This window comes from Mesorhizobium sp. FG116 (genome assembly GCF_057809835.1).
In genome coordinates this window covers 92,111-112,675 of sequence record NZ_JBMDKS010000002.1, presented here as the reverse complement: position 1 = coordinate 112,675, position 20,565 = coordinate 92,111, and the positions used below count along the sequence as shown (strand labels likewise).

At 58.8% G+C, this 20,565-nt stretch carries 12 protein-coding genes and 1 pseudogene; 6 read left to right on the top strand and 7 right to left on the bottom strand.

What is annotated here, in order from left to right:
* Positions 1 to 3 precede the first annotated feature (3 nt).
* Both ACODTY_RS02560 and ACODTY_RS02555 read left to right on the top strand, forming a co-directional pair.
* The gene (locus ACODTY_RS02560) at positions 4 to 2,292 is read left to right on the top strand and encodes a type I secretion system permease/ATPase (protein WP_488992920.1); all 2,289 of its coding nucleotides are present in this window, start codon (positions 4 to 6) and stop codon (positions 2,290 to 2,292) included.
* On the top strand, positions 2,289 to 3,626 hold the full coding sequence (locus ACODTY_RS02555) for an HlyD family type I secretion periplasmic adaptor subunit (protein ID WP_488992725.1): 1,338 nt from the start codon (positions 2,289 to 2,291) through the stop codon (positions 3,624 to 3,626). Before ACODTY_RS02560 ends, ACODTY_RS02555 begins: the two co-directional genes overlap by 4 nt.
* 186 nt (positions 3,627 to 3,812) lie before the next feature.
* Here ACODTY_RS02555 and ACODTY_RS02550 read toward each other — a convergent pair whose 3' ends face one another.
* Positions 3,813 to 4,925 (bottom strand): tyrosine-type recombinase/integrase, encoded by a 1,113-nt coding sequence (locus ACODTY_RS02550; RefSeq protein WP_488992724.1) that lies wholly within the window; start codon positions 4,923 to 4,925, stop codon positions 3,813 to 3,815.
* Entirely contained in the window at positions 4,808 to 5,110 is a 303-nt protein-coding gene (locus tag ACODTY_RS02545; protein ID WP_488992723.1) for a helix-turn-helix domain-containing protein, read from the bottom strand. The genes ACODTY_RS02550 and ACODTY_RS02545 overlap by 118 nt, the downstream gene beginning before the upstream one ends.
* 529 nt (positions 5,111 to 5,639) lie before the next feature.
* Between ACODTY_RS02545 and ACODTY_RS02540 the strand changes: the two genes are divergently transcribed.
* Positions 5,640 to 5,936, top strand: coding sequence for a type II toxin-antitoxin system HigB family toxin (locus ACODTY_RS02540; RefSeq protein WP_488992722.1), 297 nt, complete (start codon positions 5,640 to 5,642; stop codon positions 5,934 to 5,936).
* Positions 5,936 to 6,343 (top strand): helix-turn-helix domain-containing protein, encoded by a 408-nt coding sequence (locus ACODTY_RS02535; RefSeq protein WP_488992721.1) that lies wholly within the window; start codon positions 5,936 to 5,938, stop codon positions 6,341 to 6,343. Before ACODTY_RS02540 ends, ACODTY_RS02535 begins: the two co-directional genes overlap by 1 nt.
* 1,778 nt (positions 6,344 to 8,121) lie before the next feature.
* Here ACODTY_RS02535 and ACODTY_RS02530 read toward each other — a convergent pair.
* From ACODTY_RS02530 to ACODTY_RS02510, 5 genes are read right to left on the bottom strand one after another with little or no spacing between them, the layout of a single operon-like run.
* A complete protein-coding gene (locus tag ACODTY_RS02530) occupies positions 8,122 to 11,553 on the bottom strand; it encodes a DEAD/DEAH box helicase family protein (RefSeq protein ID WP_488992720.1) in 3,432 nt (1,143 codons plus the stop codon).
* Complete coding sequence (locus tag ACODTY_RS02525; protein ID WP_488992719.1) at positions 11,550 to 12,083, bottom strand: hypothetical protein; 534 nt, start codon at positions 12,081 to 12,083, stop codon at positions 11,550 to 11,552. Before ACODTY_RS02525 ends, ACODTY_RS02530 begins: the two co-directional genes overlap by 4 nt.
* A 14-nt stretch (positions 12,084 to 12,097) precedes the next feature.
* Positions 12,098 to 12,931, bottom strand: a complete 834-nt coding sequence (locus ACODTY_RS02520; RefSeq protein WP_488992718.1) for a protein NO VEIN domain-containing protein — start codon at positions 12,929 to 12,931, stop codon at positions 12,098 to 12,100.
* Between the two features lie 2 nt (positions 12,932 to 12,933).
* A complete protein-coding gene (locus ACODTY_RS02515) occupies positions 12,934 to 14,052 on the bottom strand; it encodes a restriction endonuclease subunit S (protein WP_488992717.1) in 1,119 nt (372 codons plus the stop codon).
* Entirely contained in the window at positions 14,049 to 15,623 is a 1,575-nt protein-coding gene (locus ACODTY_RS02510) for a type I restriction-modification system subunit M (RefSeq protein ID WP_488992716.1), read from the bottom strand. Before ACODTY_RS02510 ends, ACODTY_RS02515 begins: the two co-directional genes overlap by 4 nt.
* Positions 15,624 to 15,870: 247 nt before the next feature.
* Between ACODTY_RS02510 and ACODTY_RS02505 the strand changes: the two are divergent.
* Together ACODTY_RS02505 and ACODTY_RS02500 are read left to right on the top strand one after the other, a co-directional pair.
* A pseudogene (locus ACODTY_RS02505) lies at positions 15,871 to 16,380 on the top strand (DUF4011 domain-containing protein); the annotation flags it as partial.
* 45 nt (positions 16,381 to 16,425) lie between these two features.
* Positions 16,426 to 20,553 carry a DUF3320 domain-containing protein gene (locus tag ACODTY_RS02500; RefSeq protein WP_488992919.1) on the top strand — a complete coding sequence of 1,376 codons (4,128 nt, stop codon included), beginning with the start codon at positions 16,426 to 16,428 and terminating at the stop codon, positions 20,551 to 20,553.
* The last annotated feature ends 12 nt before the right edge of the window (positions 20,554 to 20,565 follow it).

Here is a 20,565-nt window from a genome sequence, read left to right as displayed (position 1 = left end):
TTGATGGCCGAGGTCGACAGGATGGCAGCCGAGTTGCGGACCCGGCCAACACCCGTATCAGAGCCCACCGAATTCGACGACGCAGACGACCTCGCCGAAGAAGAAGATCAGCCGGACGTGGCCATGTCTGCGACGCCCGATCGGAATGCCGAGACGGAAGCAGACATTGCCGAAGTTCCCGTTTCGCACGCGGCCCCCGTTTCGGAAACGGCGCAAGCCGTACCGTTTGCAAGCGCTCCCGGCGCTGCGCCGGCTTTGGCGGAAGTTTCGAGCGATCCTGAAGATACCCCCGAAGAGGCCTACGAGCCGGTTGCCAGTCGCTCCGCCGATCTTTCCGCGGAACCCGAACTGGAAAGACCGCAGCGATCGAGCATCGAACACCCCGTTTCAGCAGGGCAACTGAAATCTATCGACGGCGATACAGGGCCGCTTCTCTCGAACAACGGCGCGCAGACACCTCCGGGGAACAAGCTGCCCAAGGCAAGCAACGACGCCGGCAATTCCGGAGACGTATTCCATCGCCGCCTCGGCCCGATCAATCTGGCAGACAACCTCAAGGCCGGCGTTCTGGCCGTAAGGCGCAATCTGCTGGTGGTCATGGGCTTTACACTCGCCACCAACATCCTCGTTCTGGCTATCCCGGTCTATCTGTTCCAGATATCGGACCGCGTGCTGACCAGCCGCTCCATCGACACGCTGGTCATGCTGACCATCATCATCGCGGGAGCAGTGATCCTGAATGCCGTGCTGGACGCCGTGCGCCGCTTCATATTGATGCGCACTGCCGTCGAAGTCGCGGCGCAACTCGGCGCACCGATCCTTGGCGCCGCCGCACGCGCATCGCTGCACAGCAACGGCCGGGAATACCAGACGCTTGGCGACCTGCAGCAACTGCGGTCGTTCCTCGTGTCAGGCACGCTTTTATCGTTCCTCGACGCACCGCTGGCGCCACTGTTCATGCTGGCCGTTTTCCTCGTGCACCCGCATCTCGGCTACATAGTCGTGGTGTCGGCGATCCTCTTGCTGGTCATCGCCTACTTCAACCAGAAGGTGACGGCCCAGCCCTTCCACGAGGCAGGAAATTTCCAGAGCAAGGCCAACCTGCACCTCGATTCGATGTCGCGCAATTCGCAGATCATCAACGCGCTGGCAATGATCCCGGAGGCCGTGAAAATCTGGGGCCAGGATACAGCCGGCTCCCTGAAAGCGCAGGTGCTGGCGCAGGATCGCAACGTTATCTCGGCTTCGATTTCCAAGGCCGTACGCTTGCTGACCCAAGTCGCCATGCTTGGCTGGGGCGCCTATCTGTCCATCGAAGGGCAATTGACGGGCGGCATGGTCATTGCCGCCTCGATCATTGCCGGCCGCGCGCTGGCGCCAGTGGAAGGCGCTATCGAGGGTTGGCACCAATTCCTCAACACACGCTCAGCCTACCAGCGCATCTCGGCTTTGCTGAAAGCCTCTCCGCTAAACTTCGAGCGGCTGAAACTGCCGAAGCCGCAGGGGCGTCTCGACGTCGAGCGTTTGCTGTTCGTTCCGCAAGGCACAAAGCGCGTGGTGCTGAACGGCGTGACGTTCTCCCTCGAACCCGGCGAATCGCTGGCGATCATTGGCGATTCCGGAGCGGGCAAGACCACGCTTGGCAAGATGCTGGTAGGGTCGATCCTGCCGACATCGGGCAGCGTGCGCCTGGACCTGATGGACTTGAGAAACTGGGACCAGCGCCAGTTCGGCGAGAACATCGGTTACCTGCCGCAGGACGTCCAGCTGTTCCCAGGCACCATCAAGGCGAACATCGGGCGAATGCGCGACGATGCCAGCGACGAGGACATCTACAAGGCCGCGATGCTGGCGGATGTGCATGAACTGATCTCGAGCTTTGCCCAAGGCTACGAAACGATCGTGGCCGCGGACGGCTCGCCCCTGTCGGGCGGACAAAAACAGCGCATTGCGCTAGCGCGTGCCTTCTTCGGCAATCCGCATCTGGTGGTGCTGGACGAACCGAACTCCAACCTCGACGGTGCAGGCGACGCAGCATTGCTGCGCGCCTTGGAGCACGCCAAGAAGGAAAAGATCACCGTCATCACCATAACCCAGCGTCCATCGCTGCTGAACGGCGTCGACAAGATCCTGCTTCTATCGAACGGAGCGGTTTCGATGTTTGGCGTGCGCCAGGATGTGCTGAAGGCCCTGGCACCGTACAACGCCGCCACTGCCCGCAACAATCTGTCCAACCACCAAGCCCAGGCAGTCCAGAAGCCCGTGCAATTTGTTCAACAGGCCGCCCAATGAGTACGAGTATCGCCAACGTCCATGACATCGAATGGTATGGCGACGTGCCACGCTCGATCCGTAAACACGCGATGTTCGGACTTTTGCTGGTGGCGCTGGCTTTCGGCGGCTTTGGAACATGGGCCGCAACCGCGCCGCTGGCCGCCGCGGTCATCAGCGCGGGAAGCTTCGTCGCCACTGGTGAAAACAAGGTGGTGCAGCACCTTGAAGGGGGCATCATCCAGGAACTTCTGGTCAGCGAGGGCGATCACGTCAACGCCGGCCAGCCACTGATCAGGCTGGATGGCATTGTGGCTCAGGTGAAGGAACGGCAGTTGTTCCTGCGCCAGGCTCGTCTGGAAGCCAATGTCGCCCGCCTTCAGGCTCAGGTGGCCGGCAGCACGACCGTAACATTCCCGCAGATTATCGCCGACAACAAAGGTGACAGCGACATCCGCTCCATTGTTGATGGCCAACTGGCTAACTTTCAGTCCGCCAAGAACCGGATGGACAGCGAGATCGGTCTGCTGAAACAGAACATCGAATCGTTGAAATTTCGCATGGAAGGCTTTGATCGGCAAAAGCAATCCATGATCGAGCAGAAAGCTTTCCTGAAGGACGAATACACCGGCAAGATGCAGTTGTTGTCGGAAGGCCTGATCCGCAAGACGGAAGTGAACGCGATACAGCGCGCCATGGCCGATGCAGACGGCCAGATCGGGCGCCTTGAGTCAGAAGTATCGGAAACCCAGGCCCAGGTGCAGAAGTTCGACCAGCAGATCACGCAGACGGTGACCGAGTTGAACCAGAAGTCACTGGACGAACTTCAGGTCGCGCAAGGCGATCTCGACGCCGTTCGGGAAGAAGCAAGACAGGCACAAAACCTGTTGCAGCGCTCGACGATCAACGCGCCCGTTACCGGCACCGTCGTGCGCATGTATTATCACACCTCGGGCGGCGTCATCGAAAGCGGCAAGAAAATCCTCGAAATCCTGCCCTCTGACGTGCCGTTGATCATCGAGACGCAAATCCAGCGCAAGGATATCGACGCCGTAAAGCCCGGCCAGAAGGCGACCATCCGCCTGGTAGCACTGAACCGACGCACGACGCCCGTGCTGAACGGCGACGTCTACTATGTTTCGGCTGACGCGCTGGCTGACACCATGATGCCGAACAGCGAAGTCTATCTCGCTCGAATCAAGCTCTCGCCAAGCGAGCTGGCGAGAATTCCCGGATTCACGGCGACGCCGGGCATGCCGGCGGAGGTCATGATCGAGACGGCGGAGCGTACGTTCCTCGACTACCTCACCAAGCCGATCCGGGAAAGCATGGCGCGCGCCTTCACCGAGCGGTGACGCTGCTGCCAAAGCGAACATGAACGGCGCGCAGCAGATATTTCGCCAAGGAATATCTCAAATGATCCGCTTCTGCTCTCGCCGCGGGTTTTAGGCCTTGCGCCGCAATTGGCGAAACTATAAGGCTTCACGCGGTTCGGAGTGTAGCGCAGCCCGGTAGCGCACTTGACTGGGGGTCAAGGTTGCTCAGGCCGATTTTTTCTTTCCTTCCAGATTGTTAGAAATCTGCTTTGAAGCGTCGGTGTGGCTTACGGTGTGGTTTGCTGCATCCATGGCGACACGCATGTCCTCGATCACCGCGTGGGCATACTTCGCGGTTGTCGTGATGTTTTCGTGACCGAGCATCCGCTGAACGACTTTCATGTTGCCGGCACGTAGCGTGCGCGTTGCGGCTGTGTGACGAGTGTCATGAAAGCGGAAATTCTCTACGCCGGACTTGGAGCTGCCACGACGCCAAGCGGTCTTAAAGCCCTCCATTGTGATGGGATAGCGCGCACCGCGAACAAGGCCCATCCGTTTGTTCGTCCTCTTCGCTGCATAGGTGAAGACCGCCGAAGCATGGTGGCCTGTGAGAGGCCGGAGCAGATCACAGACTGCGTCCGTCATCGGCAAGATCCTTGTCTTGTCCCCCTTGCCGATAACGGTGATCGTCCTGCCGAAGAAATCAACACGCGACCACGACAGATCGACGATCTCCATCCGCCGACACCCGGTCAGTATTGCGAACCGAACCGCAGGTGCGTAGTCGTCACGCATGGCAGCCATCAGACGCCTCTCTTCATCAACGCTGGCCTCGCGCACGCGCTCCCTCGGTTCCTTGAGCAGATGGCGGCTCCAGTCGATGTCGGCAACCGGCACCTTCCACGTCTTCTTTGCCCGCGTCATGATCCCCCGCAAAGGGACGGTCGCAGTGCGATTGACAGTCGCATTGCTGACGCCGTCGAACCGACGGGTGGATACCATGGCCGCGACCATGGAGTCCGTGATGCGGTCCAACGTGATATGCTTGCCAAAATGCTCCAGGAGCCAACCGAGAAAACGATAGTAGTTGTCGGAATTCGCCAGATGCTGTCCGACCTCATGCCAGAACCGTGAGCTGGCGATTTCCAGCGACATTGGTCCCTCAGCAGTGAACGCCGCAGCCTGTTTGGACCGTTCGCGAACTTCCCGACGCTTCTCGTCTAGGATGCGTTCCGCCTGGCGCTTATTGCTCGTGCCCGTGGAGCCTGAAAATCGACGACCGTGAACGGTAAAGTCGTAGTGGTATTCTGATTTGCCGTGTTTTCGATATACTGACACGCGTTGCGGCTCCTTCTCTCGATGAAGTTCAGCAGATCTTCTTGCCTGTAGCGACGGGTTGGTCGCCTACCCTCAAGACCGATATTCACCCAGGGTAGCTGACCGGCATCGGTGAGCCAGCGCATGTGCTTGGGGCAGATGGCGAGAAGCTCGGATGCTTCGGCGGGAGTGAGAAGACGCTGCATATTTCAGTTATAGCGAAAGCGAGACTGGAGTGCAGTTGACGTAACGTAAAGCCCGTTCTTGCCGATTCATTATTTGCCAGACGAAGTCGTTGGTCACAAAATGGATGGCGGTCGGAAGGAGTAGTGCCTCGACTGGAATTCGGCTCGATCAGCATGCCGTTGCTTTACCGCTACGACGCCATTTCTTGACATCGGTGGATGGACGGAGAGACGGACTCAAGCTTGCATCCGGTCTTGGAATGGAGATCGGAGAGAAATGGGGAATGGCTGACTTCCTCCCGATAGGATCAGGGCGATGGATCCCCGTGGACCACCACGGGGATTGACCGAAGGGCAGAGATCGAAGTCCTAGGAAATTTCAACGTATGCAATGGGGATGCCTTGGGTCACCACCGAGATTCGGAGATCCAATCCTCCTCTACGATGGTTCGGCGTGGTAGCTGGGGCGACCTGCTGAGCTCAGGCACTCTATTTCCCAATTTGGGAAGTTTTCTCTTGTTCCCATTACGGGAAATCGCTATATCAAGCCATGCAGATCATCGCCAGGAAAGCACTCAAGGACTTTTGGACTAGGCACCATCAGGCCGAAATTCCATTGACGACCTGGTATCTGGCCGTGAGCAAGGCGGATTGGACCGGACCGGCTGACATCAAGGCTGCATTCGGCGCAAGCGTGGACTTTGTTGGCGACAACCGAGTCATTTTCGATATTGGCGGCAACAAGTTACGACTGATCGTTCACGTTGCCTACAAATTCCACCGTGTCCTAATCAAGTTCGTCGGGACACATAATGAGTATGACAAGATCAACCCGGAGACAGTGTGATGGAAAATATTCGTCCCATTCGAACCGAAGATGACTACAACTGGGCTCTGGCCGAGATCACCGGATATTTCGAGAACGAGCCTGAAGTCGGTTCGCCCGATGGTGACCGCTTCGACGTGCTTGCCGCTCTGATCGAAGCCTATGAGGACAAGCATTACCCGATTGAAGCGCCTGACCCGGTCGATGCCATCCATTCGCACATGGAACTGTTCAACCTGTCCCGAAAGGCTCTTGCGGAGGTGATCGGCTCATCACCCCGCGCGACAGAGGTGCTGAACCGGAAGCGCGCTCTGACGCTGGATATGATCTTCAAGCTCAACAAGGAATGGCGTATTCCCGCCGAGATTCTTATCCGACCATACCATCTCGCCAAGGGAGCGGTGCAAAAGCACACAACGGGAGAATGATTGTCTGAACGCTGGCGCCAGCGGACCGACGGACCAGCGTCAATCGATGGCTGGCTTTCGAGAGCGTCGACCGTTCATCGAGCTCCATTTTCGGCTCGACCTTCAGCCTCGACTTGACGGGCTTTCCACCATGCAGCGGGATCTCGGCTGCGGTGCCGCCCGGAATTCGGCAACGATCTTGAACAGATATCGCTCCATGCTCGTAATCTGCACGTTTCCGAATGGTTCTCGCGGCTACTGACTCCCTCCTATCAACAACACCGGTTCCTATCATTCGAACAAATGCAACCAAGAGTGTCTGCGCTACGTTGTCATTCAACCGGATAGTGACAACTTAGCCTCGAAAAATGCCAACTTACGACCCGTCTAGAAGCCGAAAACGACAACTTCAGGCCAGCCGATGTCAACTTCTCACAAGCGAAACGCCCGAAAATCGGGCGCTAAGTTGTCACCGAGTTGAAGAGAGTTGTCACTTTTGGCCCGAAATCGGCTTTTTTGGAAAATTGCCAACCTGAGCGCGTGTAAAAAGGGTGGCCACACGAGATATTTAATCCAATCTCAGCGACGGGATGGACCCGGTTCGGGAAACAAAACGCAGCGCATTTTCCCCACCTATCAGGTCCTGTTGTCGGATCTGCGCAACCCCTTGTCTGTCAACGAACAATACATATTCACACAGCGTGCCTATGTGACCCTCAGGATCGAGGCGACCGTCAGGATCCATCGCCGGTGACGACTTATTTGGTAGGCGGAAATGATCGGAATTCGGTAATCGAGCCAGAACGTTCCATAGTTAGAAAACAAAAATATAGGAGGCGTGCTGGTGCGCCGACCTTATGTCTACTTTAGACGGAACGCGGCCAATCCTCCAATGATGCCCAGCCGCCTGATCGTCGTTCTCTCGTTTCGGCACCCAACCGTCGATCAAACCTCCTTGCCTCAGTTTAACTGCTAGGGGCCAAGCGAGAAGCCCGAAGAGAATTGACCTCGGACCACAGCGCTTCCACATTATGTCGGCGAAGGCGCAACCCAAGTCGTTGCGCGACGTAATGCATTGCGAATGCCATCGAGTGGCTTGACAAAATGTAAGTATTTGCTTACATCTTTATCAGTCGTGCAAGGGCACCCCCGCCACGCCATGCGGCTCCACGACCATTTCGCCGTTCCGGCAGCACCCGCCTACCTGCTCATATTTCAAACCGTCATCTTTCATAACAAAGCGAACGCCGATATCGGTCAAATAGACGGCGTGCCTCTTCCCGATGGGAATGCGAACATAGCGGCATCGAGCAAGACGGCCCGTCCTTAAACCATGAGGACACTATGAGGCAGCCGCAGCCGACTGGAAGATCAGAACGATCGCTCCCCGGGGAAATTCCGGACGCCCGCTTCTGGTTGTCGCCAGACTTAAAGGACATGATCAAAGATCGCGGCAACGTAGTGCAGAATTACGACCGCGTATCGTGCGCTGGTTGGAGTTAAGCCGGGCACGATGATGGATGCCGTTTTGCACGTCATCCTAACCGGATGGGGCCTTACGGCCCGGGATTCGGAGTTATGGCCAGGTTACGCATCCCACCTGGCCGCCCGGACAAGGCTAAGCTCTTCAACACAATCGATGCAGAATCGAACTAAATCCTTCTTGCAGGACCGTCACTATTAGAAATGCCCGGTCCAGCAGGGGGGAAAGTCAATCTCTGCAGGGACATAGATCGTCCAGCGTTAGATAGCTATGCGAAATACCCCGCGTCAGGGGCTCGCCAACTTCCGGAGTTTAACTAAACCACTGCGCTGTCGCTGATTTCCCGGATCCGGGCAACGAGATCCGTAATGCGCCCATCATCGAACACCTGCTCCGGCCCGGTCGGCGCGATGTCCGTGAACGGCGCCTCGTAGAGCAGAGCGGGATTCATTGATCCGGCTTCGGTCAGGTGCTCGACGACCAGGTCGATGAACTCGATCTGCTGACGGGTGGCGGTGCCATGTGCGAGGAAATCTGCGAAGGTCTCGTTCACTGCCGCCCGGTCGAGCCCGACCAGGGAGCGCACGAAACGACCGAAGCCGCGGCTGGTCTCCCGGGCGCGCTCGATATCCTGCAGAGCGCCAATACCTGCCTCCAGGAGCAGCCTTTCCAACTCCGCCAGATCGTAGGCCGTCAGCGGCTTGCCCTGGCGCAACTTGTCGAGAACCTGGTTACCGGTGAGCCCACGGAGGAAATGCCGCGCCTTGGCTTTGAATCGAACGAAATCGGCCTCGCCAACCTGCGGCAGTTCGATCTCTTCGCTGGCGCCGATTTCGTCGGCAAAGTTCGAATAGACGACCGCCTTGCGGCCCTTCTCGATATGCTGGATTAGATTGCGGAGGCGCAGCCGCACCAGCTCCAGCAGCGGAACGGTGACACCTTCCCACCATTCCGAGGTCTGGATCTCCTCGATGATGGCAGCCTGCGCGGCAATGCCGGGAATAGCTGTCTGGTCATCAAGCGCGGATGCGATTTCCAGAAGCTGCTTCTTCAGCGCATCGAAGCGCCTGGAGCCTTTAAGCAAAGCAAGCTCGAGTTGAAAGATAAGCAGATCGAAGCGCTTCGCCTCCTCAGTGCCGAGTTCGCGTGACGACGGTAGCGAGGCGATGTCATTCACCAGTTCGTCGCGCGCCGTTTCGTCGAGTTCGGCCCACGCCGGATCCGTCTGGTATTTTTCTACCGTGCGGAGCTTCTGGCGCACGATGAAGTTGTCGATGTTGAGACCAGCGACCGTCTCGCGCAGGACGGAAAGGGCGCTGGCCCGCACCTCCTCCTCGCCGGGCAGATTTTCGTCCTCACCCGGCGCCTGGTAAGGTTCCTGCCCCGGTGATGCAAATCCATCTACCCGGCCCTGCTTCTGATCGAGCGCCAGCACCAGATCGAGCCGGGCGGCGAACAGGCGGGCGGAAAGTGACTTCGCAGCACCAACTTCCTTGATCTCCGGATTGGCGCCGAAAAATTCGAGGTTCTGGCAATAGTCGAAGACGCGGAAGAACTCTTTGTCTTGGCCAGGGCCGAACAGGTCGGGGCAGAGCCGGGTGCCGCGGCCCATCATCTGCCAGAATTTCGTCTTCGATCTTACCTGCTTGAAGAAGACGAGGTTGACCACCTCCGGCACGTCGATGCCAGTGTCCAACATGTCGACCGAGACAGCGATGTGAGGCGCCTTGTCTCTGCGGGAAAAATCGTCGATCAGCGTCTGCGCGTAAGGCCCGCTCTCATAGGTGATGACACGAGCGAAATGGCCCGCTAGCGATGGATAGGCGGCATTGAATCGTGCCTCGACATAGACGGCGTGCGCCTGGTTCTTGGCGAAGATGATGGTCTTGCCGAGCCGATCTCCACCTTCCACCTTGAGCCCGTTCTGCATCAGGTGCGCGATGACCTGGTCGACCGTATCCTGGTTGAACAGCCGTTTGTTGACCTCGGCCGCTTCAACGGCGTCGGGGATCTCATCCTCACCCCACTCCAGCATGTCCCATTGGTCCTTTTCCTCGTCGGAAAGGTCGTCGTAGCGCAGGCCGGAACGCACGATTCTCAGCGGCACGGAAATCGCTACCGGCGGCACGAGATGGCCGTCGGCGACGGCCTCCTCCAGGCTGTAGGCGTCGGTCGGCACGCCGTCTTCCAGGTCGAACAGCGAATAGGTGTTCTTGTCGATCTCGTCCTTGGGCGTGGCGGTCAGGCCGACGAGGAAACCGTCGAAATACTCGAAGATGGCGCGGTAGCGCTGGTAGACTGAGCGGTGCGCCTCGTCGATGACGACGAGGTCGAAGTGCCCCGGCCCGAACTTCGCCTTGCCCTCCTGCCTGCCGTCGATGAGGTTCATCATTGTCGGATAGGTGGAGAGAAAGACGCGGCCTTCGCTGGTGCGCTCGGTCACGAGATTGACCGGCGCGGAATCCGGCAGGTGCGCCTTGAAGGCGCCGGCCGCCTGGTTCACCAGCGCCACGCGGTCGGCGAGGAACAGCACACGCTTGACCCAGCCGGCGCGCATCAGGAGATCGACCAGCGCGATCACCGTGCGCGTCTTGCCCGAACCGGTCGCCATCACCAGCAGCGCCTTGCGCTCGCCCTCGTCCTCGAAGGTCTTGGCGATGGCGCGGATGGCGCGCTGCTGGTAGGGGCGCCTGTCGCCGGCGATCTTGGTGTTGAGCTTCGTCTCGGCGAGCCGTTTACGACTCGTGCGGCGCTGGATCAGCAGTTCCAGTTCGTCCCGCTTGTAGAAGCCGCCGATCTGGCGCGGTGGATGGTGCGCATCATCCCAGATCCAGTGCTCGTAGCCGTTCGAATAGAAGATCACCGGCCGCTGGCCGTAGCGCGCCTCCAGCCGATCGGCGTAGAGCTTCGCCTGCTGCTGGCCTTGGCGCGCGTCCTTCTTCGTGCGCTTCGCCTCGACCAGGCCAAGCGGCTTACCGTCTGCTCCCCAGAGCACATAGTCGACGAAGCCGATGCCTTCGTTGTTGGGCATGCCCTCGACACGGAACTCCGTGTCCTCGGGCCGGTCGAGCGCCCAGTCGGCTTCGCGTAGCAGCAGATCGATGAAGCGGTCGCGTGTCTCGGCCTCGTTGTAGTCGTGCACCGAGGGCGCGGCCTCTGCAGCTTTGCGGGCTGCCGCGACTTCATCCCGCAGGCGCTTCAACTCGTCGTCCAGACTGGCCTTGTCGGAAAGCAGCTTGGTGAGTTCGCCATTCTTTGCGTCGAGTTCGGCCTGCTGCGCCTTGAGGTGGGCGAAGGCCTTCTTCAGCGTCTCGTCCCGGCGTGTGAGCACGGAAGAGTCGAAGGTAAGTCCCTCGGTCGGCTTGGATTTCCGAGCATAAGTGCGGGCCAACCAAAAGCAGACGTGAAACAGTTCCTTCACCGCGCCAGCGGCATCCTGTGGCCGTATGGTGCGCTCCTCATGCACGGCGCGATTGCGTAGCGTGTTGATGAATCTCGCCTTGACGAACACCGCTTCGCCCGCTGCGCGGCGAAAGCTCGGCTCGTGCAGCAGGGCCGCGATATTGTCCTGGTAGGGAAGTTTCAGGCCGGGATCGTTGCGGAACGCCCATTTGACGGCAAGCTCCACCGTCTTACCTGCGAAGAACGCCGCCGCCGTCGGAGACACGGCCGCCTGCCGCTCAGCTTCCAGCGCGGCATCGTGGACGGTTGGAAATTCGGCTGCGAGGAAGGCAAAGTTTGAGGTCACTTCAAGTCTTTCAGTCTCGGGAAGTCACTAGCAAATGCCCGTCGAATTGGCATCCACTCATTGTCATCGACATTATGCTTCCACTTTACGGTATTCATCACATCGTATCCCGCAGCACGGAGATCTTCCTCGAGCCTCTTTTCCATTGCCCCGACAATATCCCGTAAAGGCGTATGCAATTCCATAAGAGACTTGCGCATCTGCTTGTCAGCATGATCGAAATCTTCCGGCTTGACGACCTCGGGGTGAATCGGTCCATGCGCGACCAGTCCGAAGGTCAAACACGTCTCGGGCTCGACGCCCAGATTGGTGAGTTGACGACGCAGTGCGTTCTGGTTTTTCGCCGAACCAAGATGCTGACCCAGCCTAATATAAGGTGGAGAGGCGTTGGGGCTCGAATTGTCGCCTGTTCGTCCCACGTAAAGCAGCTCCCGACCGTCCGCAGTCACGGCTTTCCAAACATAAATCCAAAACCCGCGTCGAAGCATTTGTCCCGGTAAAGTAAGACGGAATGTTCCTATTTCAGTCATCGTGATTGTGCCCTTCAAAACTCAGCGCGCCAGGTTGCGGCTTTCAACAGCACGGTTTTGTGCAAAGGTGGCGTGAGTTCGAACCCACGCGGATCGCGAGCAAAGTCGAACAGCCGCACCAGCCTGAAAGCATCGGGCCGTTCCTCTGAGAAGGCCCGTTCGTTTTCCGAGAGCAGGAACGGCGTCTGCTTGTGGCCGGTGGTTGTCTTCACCTCGATCAACCGCTCTCGGCCGGCAGGATCGAAGGAGCGGATGTCGTAGCCGGCACCGTCTCCATCCTCTGCCGATACCCAACGCACCTTGCGGGCAAGATCGTCACGCCCCGACGATCGCAAGCTGGACTGCTCAGCGAAGAAGACACGTTCCTCGCCATCCTTGCCCAATTGCCGGTTGCGGGCGTCTCGGAGTGCAGGATCGAACTTCCGCACGATCCGCACCAGTGCGGGCGGCAATGCCTCGAATTCCGTAACAGGCGGCGCCTCGAAAAAGATTGGTTGGGGCTCGCGCAGGCCGGGCAAAGGGGCCGTTGGCATCGGATTTTCGAAGAGTGCCGGATAGCGAGCAATATGCCGCTCGACGCCGTCGACCAACGCGCGTTGGAAATTCGCCATCGGCTTGTAGCCGGTGATCCAAGGCATGCCGAGACGGTAGAGCACCGCGCTTATGTTCTGGTGCTTGAACTCGATCGAGCCGCGGCTGCGGCCGGTCAGCTCTTGCAATGTCGCGTTGCGCTGTGCCTTTACGAACGGACGGTTAACCAGTTCCAGCGCCAGCATTTCGAAATAGTCGGCGACGATCAGATCGATTTCGTGGTCAGTCCAATCACTGCCAGCCAGCGCGTTGGGCATGATCAGATCTGACCTGAGAACGCGCGAGATTGGAGTGAGGAGAAGAGGAATTCAGCGAGAGATAGCTGTGATTTAGCTGGGTCGAAGACATGATGTATGGCTGCAATCTTAGTTGAAAACTGATCTTGAGCTTCCCGTCTAGGTAAAATGAGCGGGAAGTGGCGTAAATCTCCAAGATTTATACCTTTCACAGCTGCCCCTTTTGTCCTTCGATCCATCCAGTTTTTCGCGGCGGCAGTTTCCATCTGCGCTTTCACAAAGACGGTGTTCGCCCCTTCGATGGCCAGACGAGCCGTATCCTGCGTAATATTTGCTCCCTCACAAATATCAGGAGTAATAGCCAGTCGGCCCACATGCCCCCGAATCGAGATGAGCAAATCGCCCTTTCGCAGGATTGACCGCCTATATTCGCGTGCGATCTCCTTTGTTGTTCGTTTCAGCCCCGAAGCCACTACAGCCCCGTTTTGGATATCAACAACACGAATGTAGGGCACTCCGTCTGCTTGGTCTGGGCCTGGCTTAAGGATGCCGTAAGTAATTTTCCGGGAGGGCGACACGATATCCTCCAAGGGCTCAATTGGGAGATGTTGCGGGTTTTCGATTGGATCGCCGAACATCTCCAGAAAGATCGACTGCGTAAGGCTGTCGAGCAGTTCGATGGCACGTTTGCGCTTGCGGCGCAGCGCATCCGCCTTGTCCAGGACCGCCGCGATCCGCCGCTGCTCGAGGAGCGGCGGGAGGGGGATTTCGAGGCGCTTCAGAAACTTGTAATGCCGACTATATCCGGCACTCGGTATCTCGTTAGCACGCAGGAAGTGATAAAGGAATCGCGGGTCCGCTTCTATCTCCGGCCTTTGCTTCAGAAGCTTGACGCCGTCGGCACCCATACAAAAGGGAAAATCCACGAATTTTAGCGCGCGAGTGTGATCACCGAAAACGATCCACGGTCCTCTCCCTTTGACGAGATAGGCGGGATCGTCGGTGTATCCGCCTACGAATTCCTGCCCTTGATCGACGATCGGATGCCGGCCAATTGCGGCGTAATCGCCTTTTTGAACCTTCAAGTTACCCGAAGAAGCATCTTCGAACACTTGCTCGAAAGGGAGCGCAATAACGCTCACAGCATCGCCTCCAGTTCCTCAAGTCCCTTGGCGATCTCCTTCTCCAGCGCCTTCAACTCGGCAATGATTTCCTTCGGCGGGCTGTGCTCGACCGTCTCGTGCACCACTTCCTTGTAGCGGTTGATGGAAAGATCGTAGCCGTCCGCCGCGATCTCGGCTTTCGGAACGCAGAAGCTTTGCGCGGTGCGCAAGCGTTCGCGCTCGGCGCCGTTGCGCTCGGCCCAGCGCGCGGCGATGTCGGGCAGATTGTTCTTCGCCAGTTCCTCGTCGGAGAGCGTCAGGTTGACGAAATGGCCGGCCTCATGGTGGCCCGGCGTCGGCCCGATCTTCTCGGCCGGTAGTAGCGCGTTGCGCTTGTCATCCAGTGAAAAGCCGTCGGCCTGGCAATCATAGAACCAAACGTGATCGGTGCCACCGGAATTGGTCTTGGTGAACAGCACGATCGCCGTCGAGACGCCGGCATAGGGCCGGAACACGCCGGACGGCAGCTTGACGATGCCGTCGAGCTGATGGCCCTCGACCAGCATCTTGCGGATCGCCTTATGTGCGGTGGACGAACCGAACAGAAAGCCGTCCGGCACGATCACCGCCGCGCGCCCGCCAGGCTTTAACAGTTTCAAAAACAGCGCCATGAACAGAAGCTCGGTCTTCTTCGTCTTGACGACTGCTTGCAAGTCCTTGGCGACCTGATCGGCATCGAGATAGCCGGCGAAGGGCGGGTTGGCGAGCACCAGCGAATAGCGGTCCTCGTCGCCGGCATGCTCCTGGCTGAGAGAATCCTTGTAGCGGATATCGGGATCCTCGACGCCGTGGAGCGTCATGTTCATAGAACCGATCCGGAGCATCGTCTGGTCGAAGTCGAAGCCTTGGAACATTTCTGTATTGAAATGGTCGCGGCTTTCCTGGTCGATGAACAACTTCGGGTGGTTGTCGCGCAGATACTCGCCGGCGGCAACGAGGAAGCCGCAGGTGCCGCATGCCGGGTCGCAGATGATGTCCTTCGGCGTTGGCGCCGTCATTTCCACCATTAGCGATATGATGTGGCGTGGCGTGCGGAACTGTCCGTTCTGGCCGGCGCTGGCGATCTTCGACAGCATGTATTCGTAGAGGTCGCCCTTGGTGTCGCGATCCTGCATCGGCAGCCTGTCGATGAGGTCGACGACCTTCACAAGCAGCGCCGGCGACGGAATGGTGAAACGCGCGCCCTTCATGTGGGTGGCATGCGCGGTGCCATCTTCGGCCATGGTGCGCAGGAACGGGAAGACGTGTTCGGCGACGAGGCTGAACATCGTGCCCGCGTCCATGTTCTTCAGCCGTGACCAGCGCATGTCGGTATAGGTGACGCCGCCACCCTCGCCGATGCCATCCTTTCCATCCGGGAAAATGCGCCGGCGCATAGGCTGGCCGGTGCGAGTCGAGCGGTTTTCCTCGAGTTGCTCGGCATCGTCCAGCCCGCGCATGAACAAGAGATAGGTGATCTGCTCGATCACCTCGAGCGGATTGGCGATACCGCCTGCCCAGAAGGCGTTCCACACGGCATCAATCTTCGAACGCAATTCACCTGTGATCATTCTTGTTAGCTCTTGATTCCAACTGCGGCGACAACCTAGGCTACTTAGAGTGAAAAGAAAAAGAGGCTTGGGGTAGATACATTCGGGCGTTCCGCGCGGGGCGCAAAAGCAGTGCCAGTCGAAAACTACAAGGTATTCGCGACGACAACGACGAGGTCGGCGTCGCTACAGCGATTTCTACGGTCAGCACAACTGTCGCGACCGGGGCGTGTTCCTGGTCGCAATCCCGAATTCCAAGATCAAACGGATGCTTGAAGTTAATGCGAAGGCGATTTCCAGGGTTCTAGAAGCTGCACGCCGCAAGCTACTCGAAACTGGAACGCGAAACCGGCTGATCCACGTCAATCGGGCCAATCAGCGGGCGAATTGCCTAAATGTGATCAACGAGCGCACGGGCGACATTTTCGCGCTCCTGCGTATCCACGGCAAGCGCATGCGCTTCATGGCGATGGGCAAGGACAAGGTCGAGGAAGGGCAAGAAATTCTGCTCTCTCAACAAGGCGATGATCGCGAACCCGATGCCGGCAGATATGGCGACAGCATCATCGAGACGCCGCTGGGACCAGAAGCGCTAGCGCGGCGTCTTTTGCGCCTGGCGCATGACGCGAAGACGGCGGAAGAAGAACAGGGACTCAACATCCTTTACCTTGCTATGGGTTTCCTACGTTGGCGTGAGAGCCCGACATCGGAGATCCAGCGCGAGGCGCCACTGGTGCTCATACCTGTGCAACTGGTCCGCAATGAGCGCACCTCGACCTTCGATATCCTGTCCCGCGACGATGACATCACCACAAACCTGCCCTTGCAGGAGCGGTTGAGACAGGATTTCGGGATCGTGCTCCCGGAAATCGAAGAATCCGAAGAATGGAGCCCGTCGCAGTATTTTGAGCTAGTGGCCGATGCCGTTTCTGGGCAACCAAGCTGGTCCATCGATGCCGACGGCATGCAGATCGGCTTCTTCTCCTTCGCCAAGCTTTTGATGCACCGCGACCTCGACCAGGCGAACTGGCCGGACGGCACGCTGGCCGACAACGATTTGCTTGCCGGGCTGCTGGCCGACGGTTTCGAAGCCGACACGCCGCTTTTCGGACCCCACGACAAGCTGGACGACCATCTAGATCCAGCGCAGATCATCCAGGTGGTCGACGCAGACGCCTCCCAGACCAAGGTAATCGAGGAGGTGCGCAAAGGCGCCAGCCTGGTGGTGCAGGGACCACCCGGGACCGGAAAGTCGCAGACCATCACCAACATCATCGCCGCCGCTGCTCATGACGGCAAGTCGGTGCTTTTCGTCGCCGAAAAAATGGCAGCGTTGTCGGTCGTGCATGATCGGCTCGTGAAGTCAGGACTGCGAGACATTTGCCTCGAACTGCATTCGCGCACGGCCAACAAGAAGGCCCTGGCCCAGGAACTCGGCCGCACTCTGATGGCTAGCGCGCGAGCTTTGCCGAAAGCGACCGATCCCGCGCAGCTTCGCCTTACGCGCGACGAGCTGAATCGGATTACGGAGCTTTTGCACACACGTCTATCGCCGAGCAACGAAAGCCCCTTCCGAGCGATCGCGGAGATCATTGGGTTTATCGGCCAAGGAGCGAAGGCACCATCGATTTCCGAGGAGGGACTAGAAGCGCTAACGCGGGATGCCCGCCAGCGGGCGCTGACGGCCATATCCGGCTTTGCCGCAGCGCTCGAAGTAGCAGGCTCGCCCGAAGCGCATCCATTTCGCGGAACCATGAACCTTGATCTGCAGCCTACAGATCTGGTGCGCCTCGAGAATGAATTGGCGGCGGCAACGAAGTCAATCTCAGATATCCACGGTGCTGCGAAGCAGCTTGCCGACACACTTCATCAACCCCAGCCGACCACGCTCACCGAGATCGCCGCTCTTGGTGCAGGGTTGGAGGCACTGGCAGCGGCTCCTGCCGATGCGGCGTCATCGATAGCCGTTTTGTTTCCGAATGCGGACCAGGCCCGGCAACATGAAGCGCTACAGACCGGCGTTCACTGGGCGAGAGCCCAGGCTGCCGCGGCCCCTAAGTTTGCTGGAGCAGCATGGGGCGCTAGTCTGGGCTCGATGCGAAAGGCGATCGTTCGCGGCCAGACATCTTTCTTTGCCCGGCTGTTCGGTCCCTATCGCCGGGCGTCCGGCGAATTGGCGAGCCTCTTGTCAGGTTCGCTGCCCAAGACGCCGACGGAACGGCTAGCTCTGGTCGACGAACTGTCCGAGGTGCAGAATCTGCGCAAGAGCCTAGCCGATGAAGAAGGCTGGCTGCAAGCGACGCTTGGCGCCGAATGGCGCGGCGAACGCACGCCCTTTGCAACTCTGTTTGCAATCAGCGACTGGTTGGCCGACATCAAACGTTCCGGAGCATTTTCTGAAGCCGACCATGTGGCGAAAGCGATCACGGTGTTTTCGGATCCTCTCGCCGCAGCACGCGACATCGAGGTCCGCATTCAGGCCTGCCGTGCTCGCGTGGAAGCGCCGATTACCCGGTTGCAACTGGATCTGGCACAAGCGGAGATCGGAGATGCGCTTGAGGCGGCGCCTCTATCCGAGATCGCTGCGGCATTCGGACAGATGAAGGCCGACACGGAACGCTATGTTGACTGGGTCACTCTTGCGCGCAGCGTTGCAGCAGCGATCGATAGCGGTGCCGGTGCGATCATCACCGCAATCGATGAGGAACGGATCAATCCCTCGGAGGCTGGACGTGAATTCGCCTATGCTTGCGCCGAGGCACGCTGGAACGCAGCGCGCGCTTCGAGACCCGAGTTGAATGGGCTTCACCGGCTTGATCGGCACGACCTTGTGCAATTGTTCCGCAAACTGGAAAAGGATCGCATCGATACCGCCAAGACATTGATCCTGTCGCGTCATTTCGAGCAGATGCCGCGCGGCACAATGGGGGAGATGGGTATCATCCGCGGTGAGATCGGACGCAAGCGCGGTCACAAGTCCATTCGCTGGGTGATGAAAAAGGCCGGCAGCATGGTGCAGCGCATCAAGCCGGTAATGCTGATGAGCCCGATTTCGGTAGCCCAGTTTCTACCGCCAGGCAGCGTCGATTTCGATCTCCTCGTGATCGACGAGGCATCTCAGATTCGGCCCGAAGATGCCCTGGGCGTTGTGGCCCGTGCTCGACAGATAGTTGTTGTTGGCGACCAAAAACAGCTTCCTCCGACGTCATTCTTTGATCGGCTGGTCGATGATGTTGAGGATTTTGAAGACGAGGACGAGGATACCCCTGTCGGTGCCACCGCGGCTGACATGGAGAGCATTCTGTCGCTCTGTGAGGCGCGCGGGCTAAGGTCGCGCATGTTGGAATGGCACTACCGATCCCGCGATCCATCGCTGATCCGTGTGTCGAACGCCGAGTTTTACAGAGACGAACTGGTGTTGCCACCGTCGCCGCTGCAACTCGACGACGACTACGGGCTGAAATTTCACCGCGTTCCCGGAGTGTATGCGCGCGGTGGCAGCGGGTTGGGGCGTCAAGGCACCAACCGAATTGAAGCGCAGGCAGTTGTTCGCGGGATGGCGGACCATGCCCGCGCCTGGCCTGACCTGTCGCTTGGGGTCGTTGCATTCTCAAAGGCGCAAGCCGACATGCTGACCGAACTGTTGGAACTCGAGCGTCGTCAGGATCCCGCCTTGGACGGCTTCCTGCGCGAAGGGCGCCATGAGGATGTGTTCGTCAAGAATATCGAGAACGTGCAGGGTGACGAGCGCGATGTCATTTTGATCTCGGTGGGCTACGGACCGCAGGAGGCAAATGGGCGACTCGCTTCCATGTCTTTCGGACCTGTCAACGGTGAAGGCGGAGAAAGGCGGCTAAACGTCCTGTTCTCCCGCGCTAGAGTTCGCTGCGAGGTCTTTGCTTCATTCGACCCGGGCGATATCGACCCAGCACGCAGCAAGCGCGAGGGGCCAAGAGTATTGAAGCGCTTTCTCGACTTCGCCAAGACCGGGGTCATGGAGGAGCGTGCGGTCAGCGGTCTCGATGCAGACAGTCCGTTTGAGGAAGACGTTGCTACCGCGATCCGTTCGCTCGGATACCTGGCGGATCCTCAAGTGGGGACGGCAGGGTTCCGAATTGACTTGGGGGTGCGTCACCCAGATCGCCCAGGGCAATATCTGCTGGCTGTTGAATGTGATGGTGCTGCCTATCACGCTGCCCTCTGGGCTCGTGAGCGTGACCGATTGCGTCAAGATGTTCTCGAAAATCTAGGTTGGCACTTCCATCGTATCTGGAGCACCGACTGGTTCCATCACAGATCCCAAGAGATTCAACGATTGTCCGCAGCATTGAACGAGGCGCGATCGGCGGTGGCGGATGGAATTCGCGTTCGAGGTGCGAACGACGGGGGCGTGAAACCGGCAGTAATGACACAAGATGCTGCACCTGAACTGATTGAGATAGACCATCTTGCCTTGTCGGCGCCTCCCTATGTCCGCGCTGAGCTTTCCGTGCGATCGAATCTCGAGCCTCATGAGGTTCCAGTCGCTCAGCTCGCTGACCTCGTGCTGAAAATCGTCGACATCGAAGGGCCGATCCACATCGACGAGGTGGCACGGCGCATCACCTCGTCGTTCGGTAGATCGCGGGCCGGCAATCGTATCGTTGAGGCAACCGGGCGTGCCGCGCGTCTCGCTGCGCAGAGAGACCAAGCGCTGAGGCGGGAAGGTCCATTTCTTTTGACGGAAGAGCAAGCAGAAGATCCGCCGGTCCGGGATCGTATCGCCGAGACTGGCAGTCTCCTGAAGGCCTCCTACCTACCACCCATGGAAATAGCAGCTGCGGCTCATCGCATTCGTTCGGAAAGTGGTGACATGCCGACCGAGGATCTGATCCGCGCTGTAGCGCGCCTCTTGGGATTTCAGCGGGTTGGAAACGATTTGGCGGAAGTGATTGGCGAGACGCTCAGATAGTAGAAGGATCGA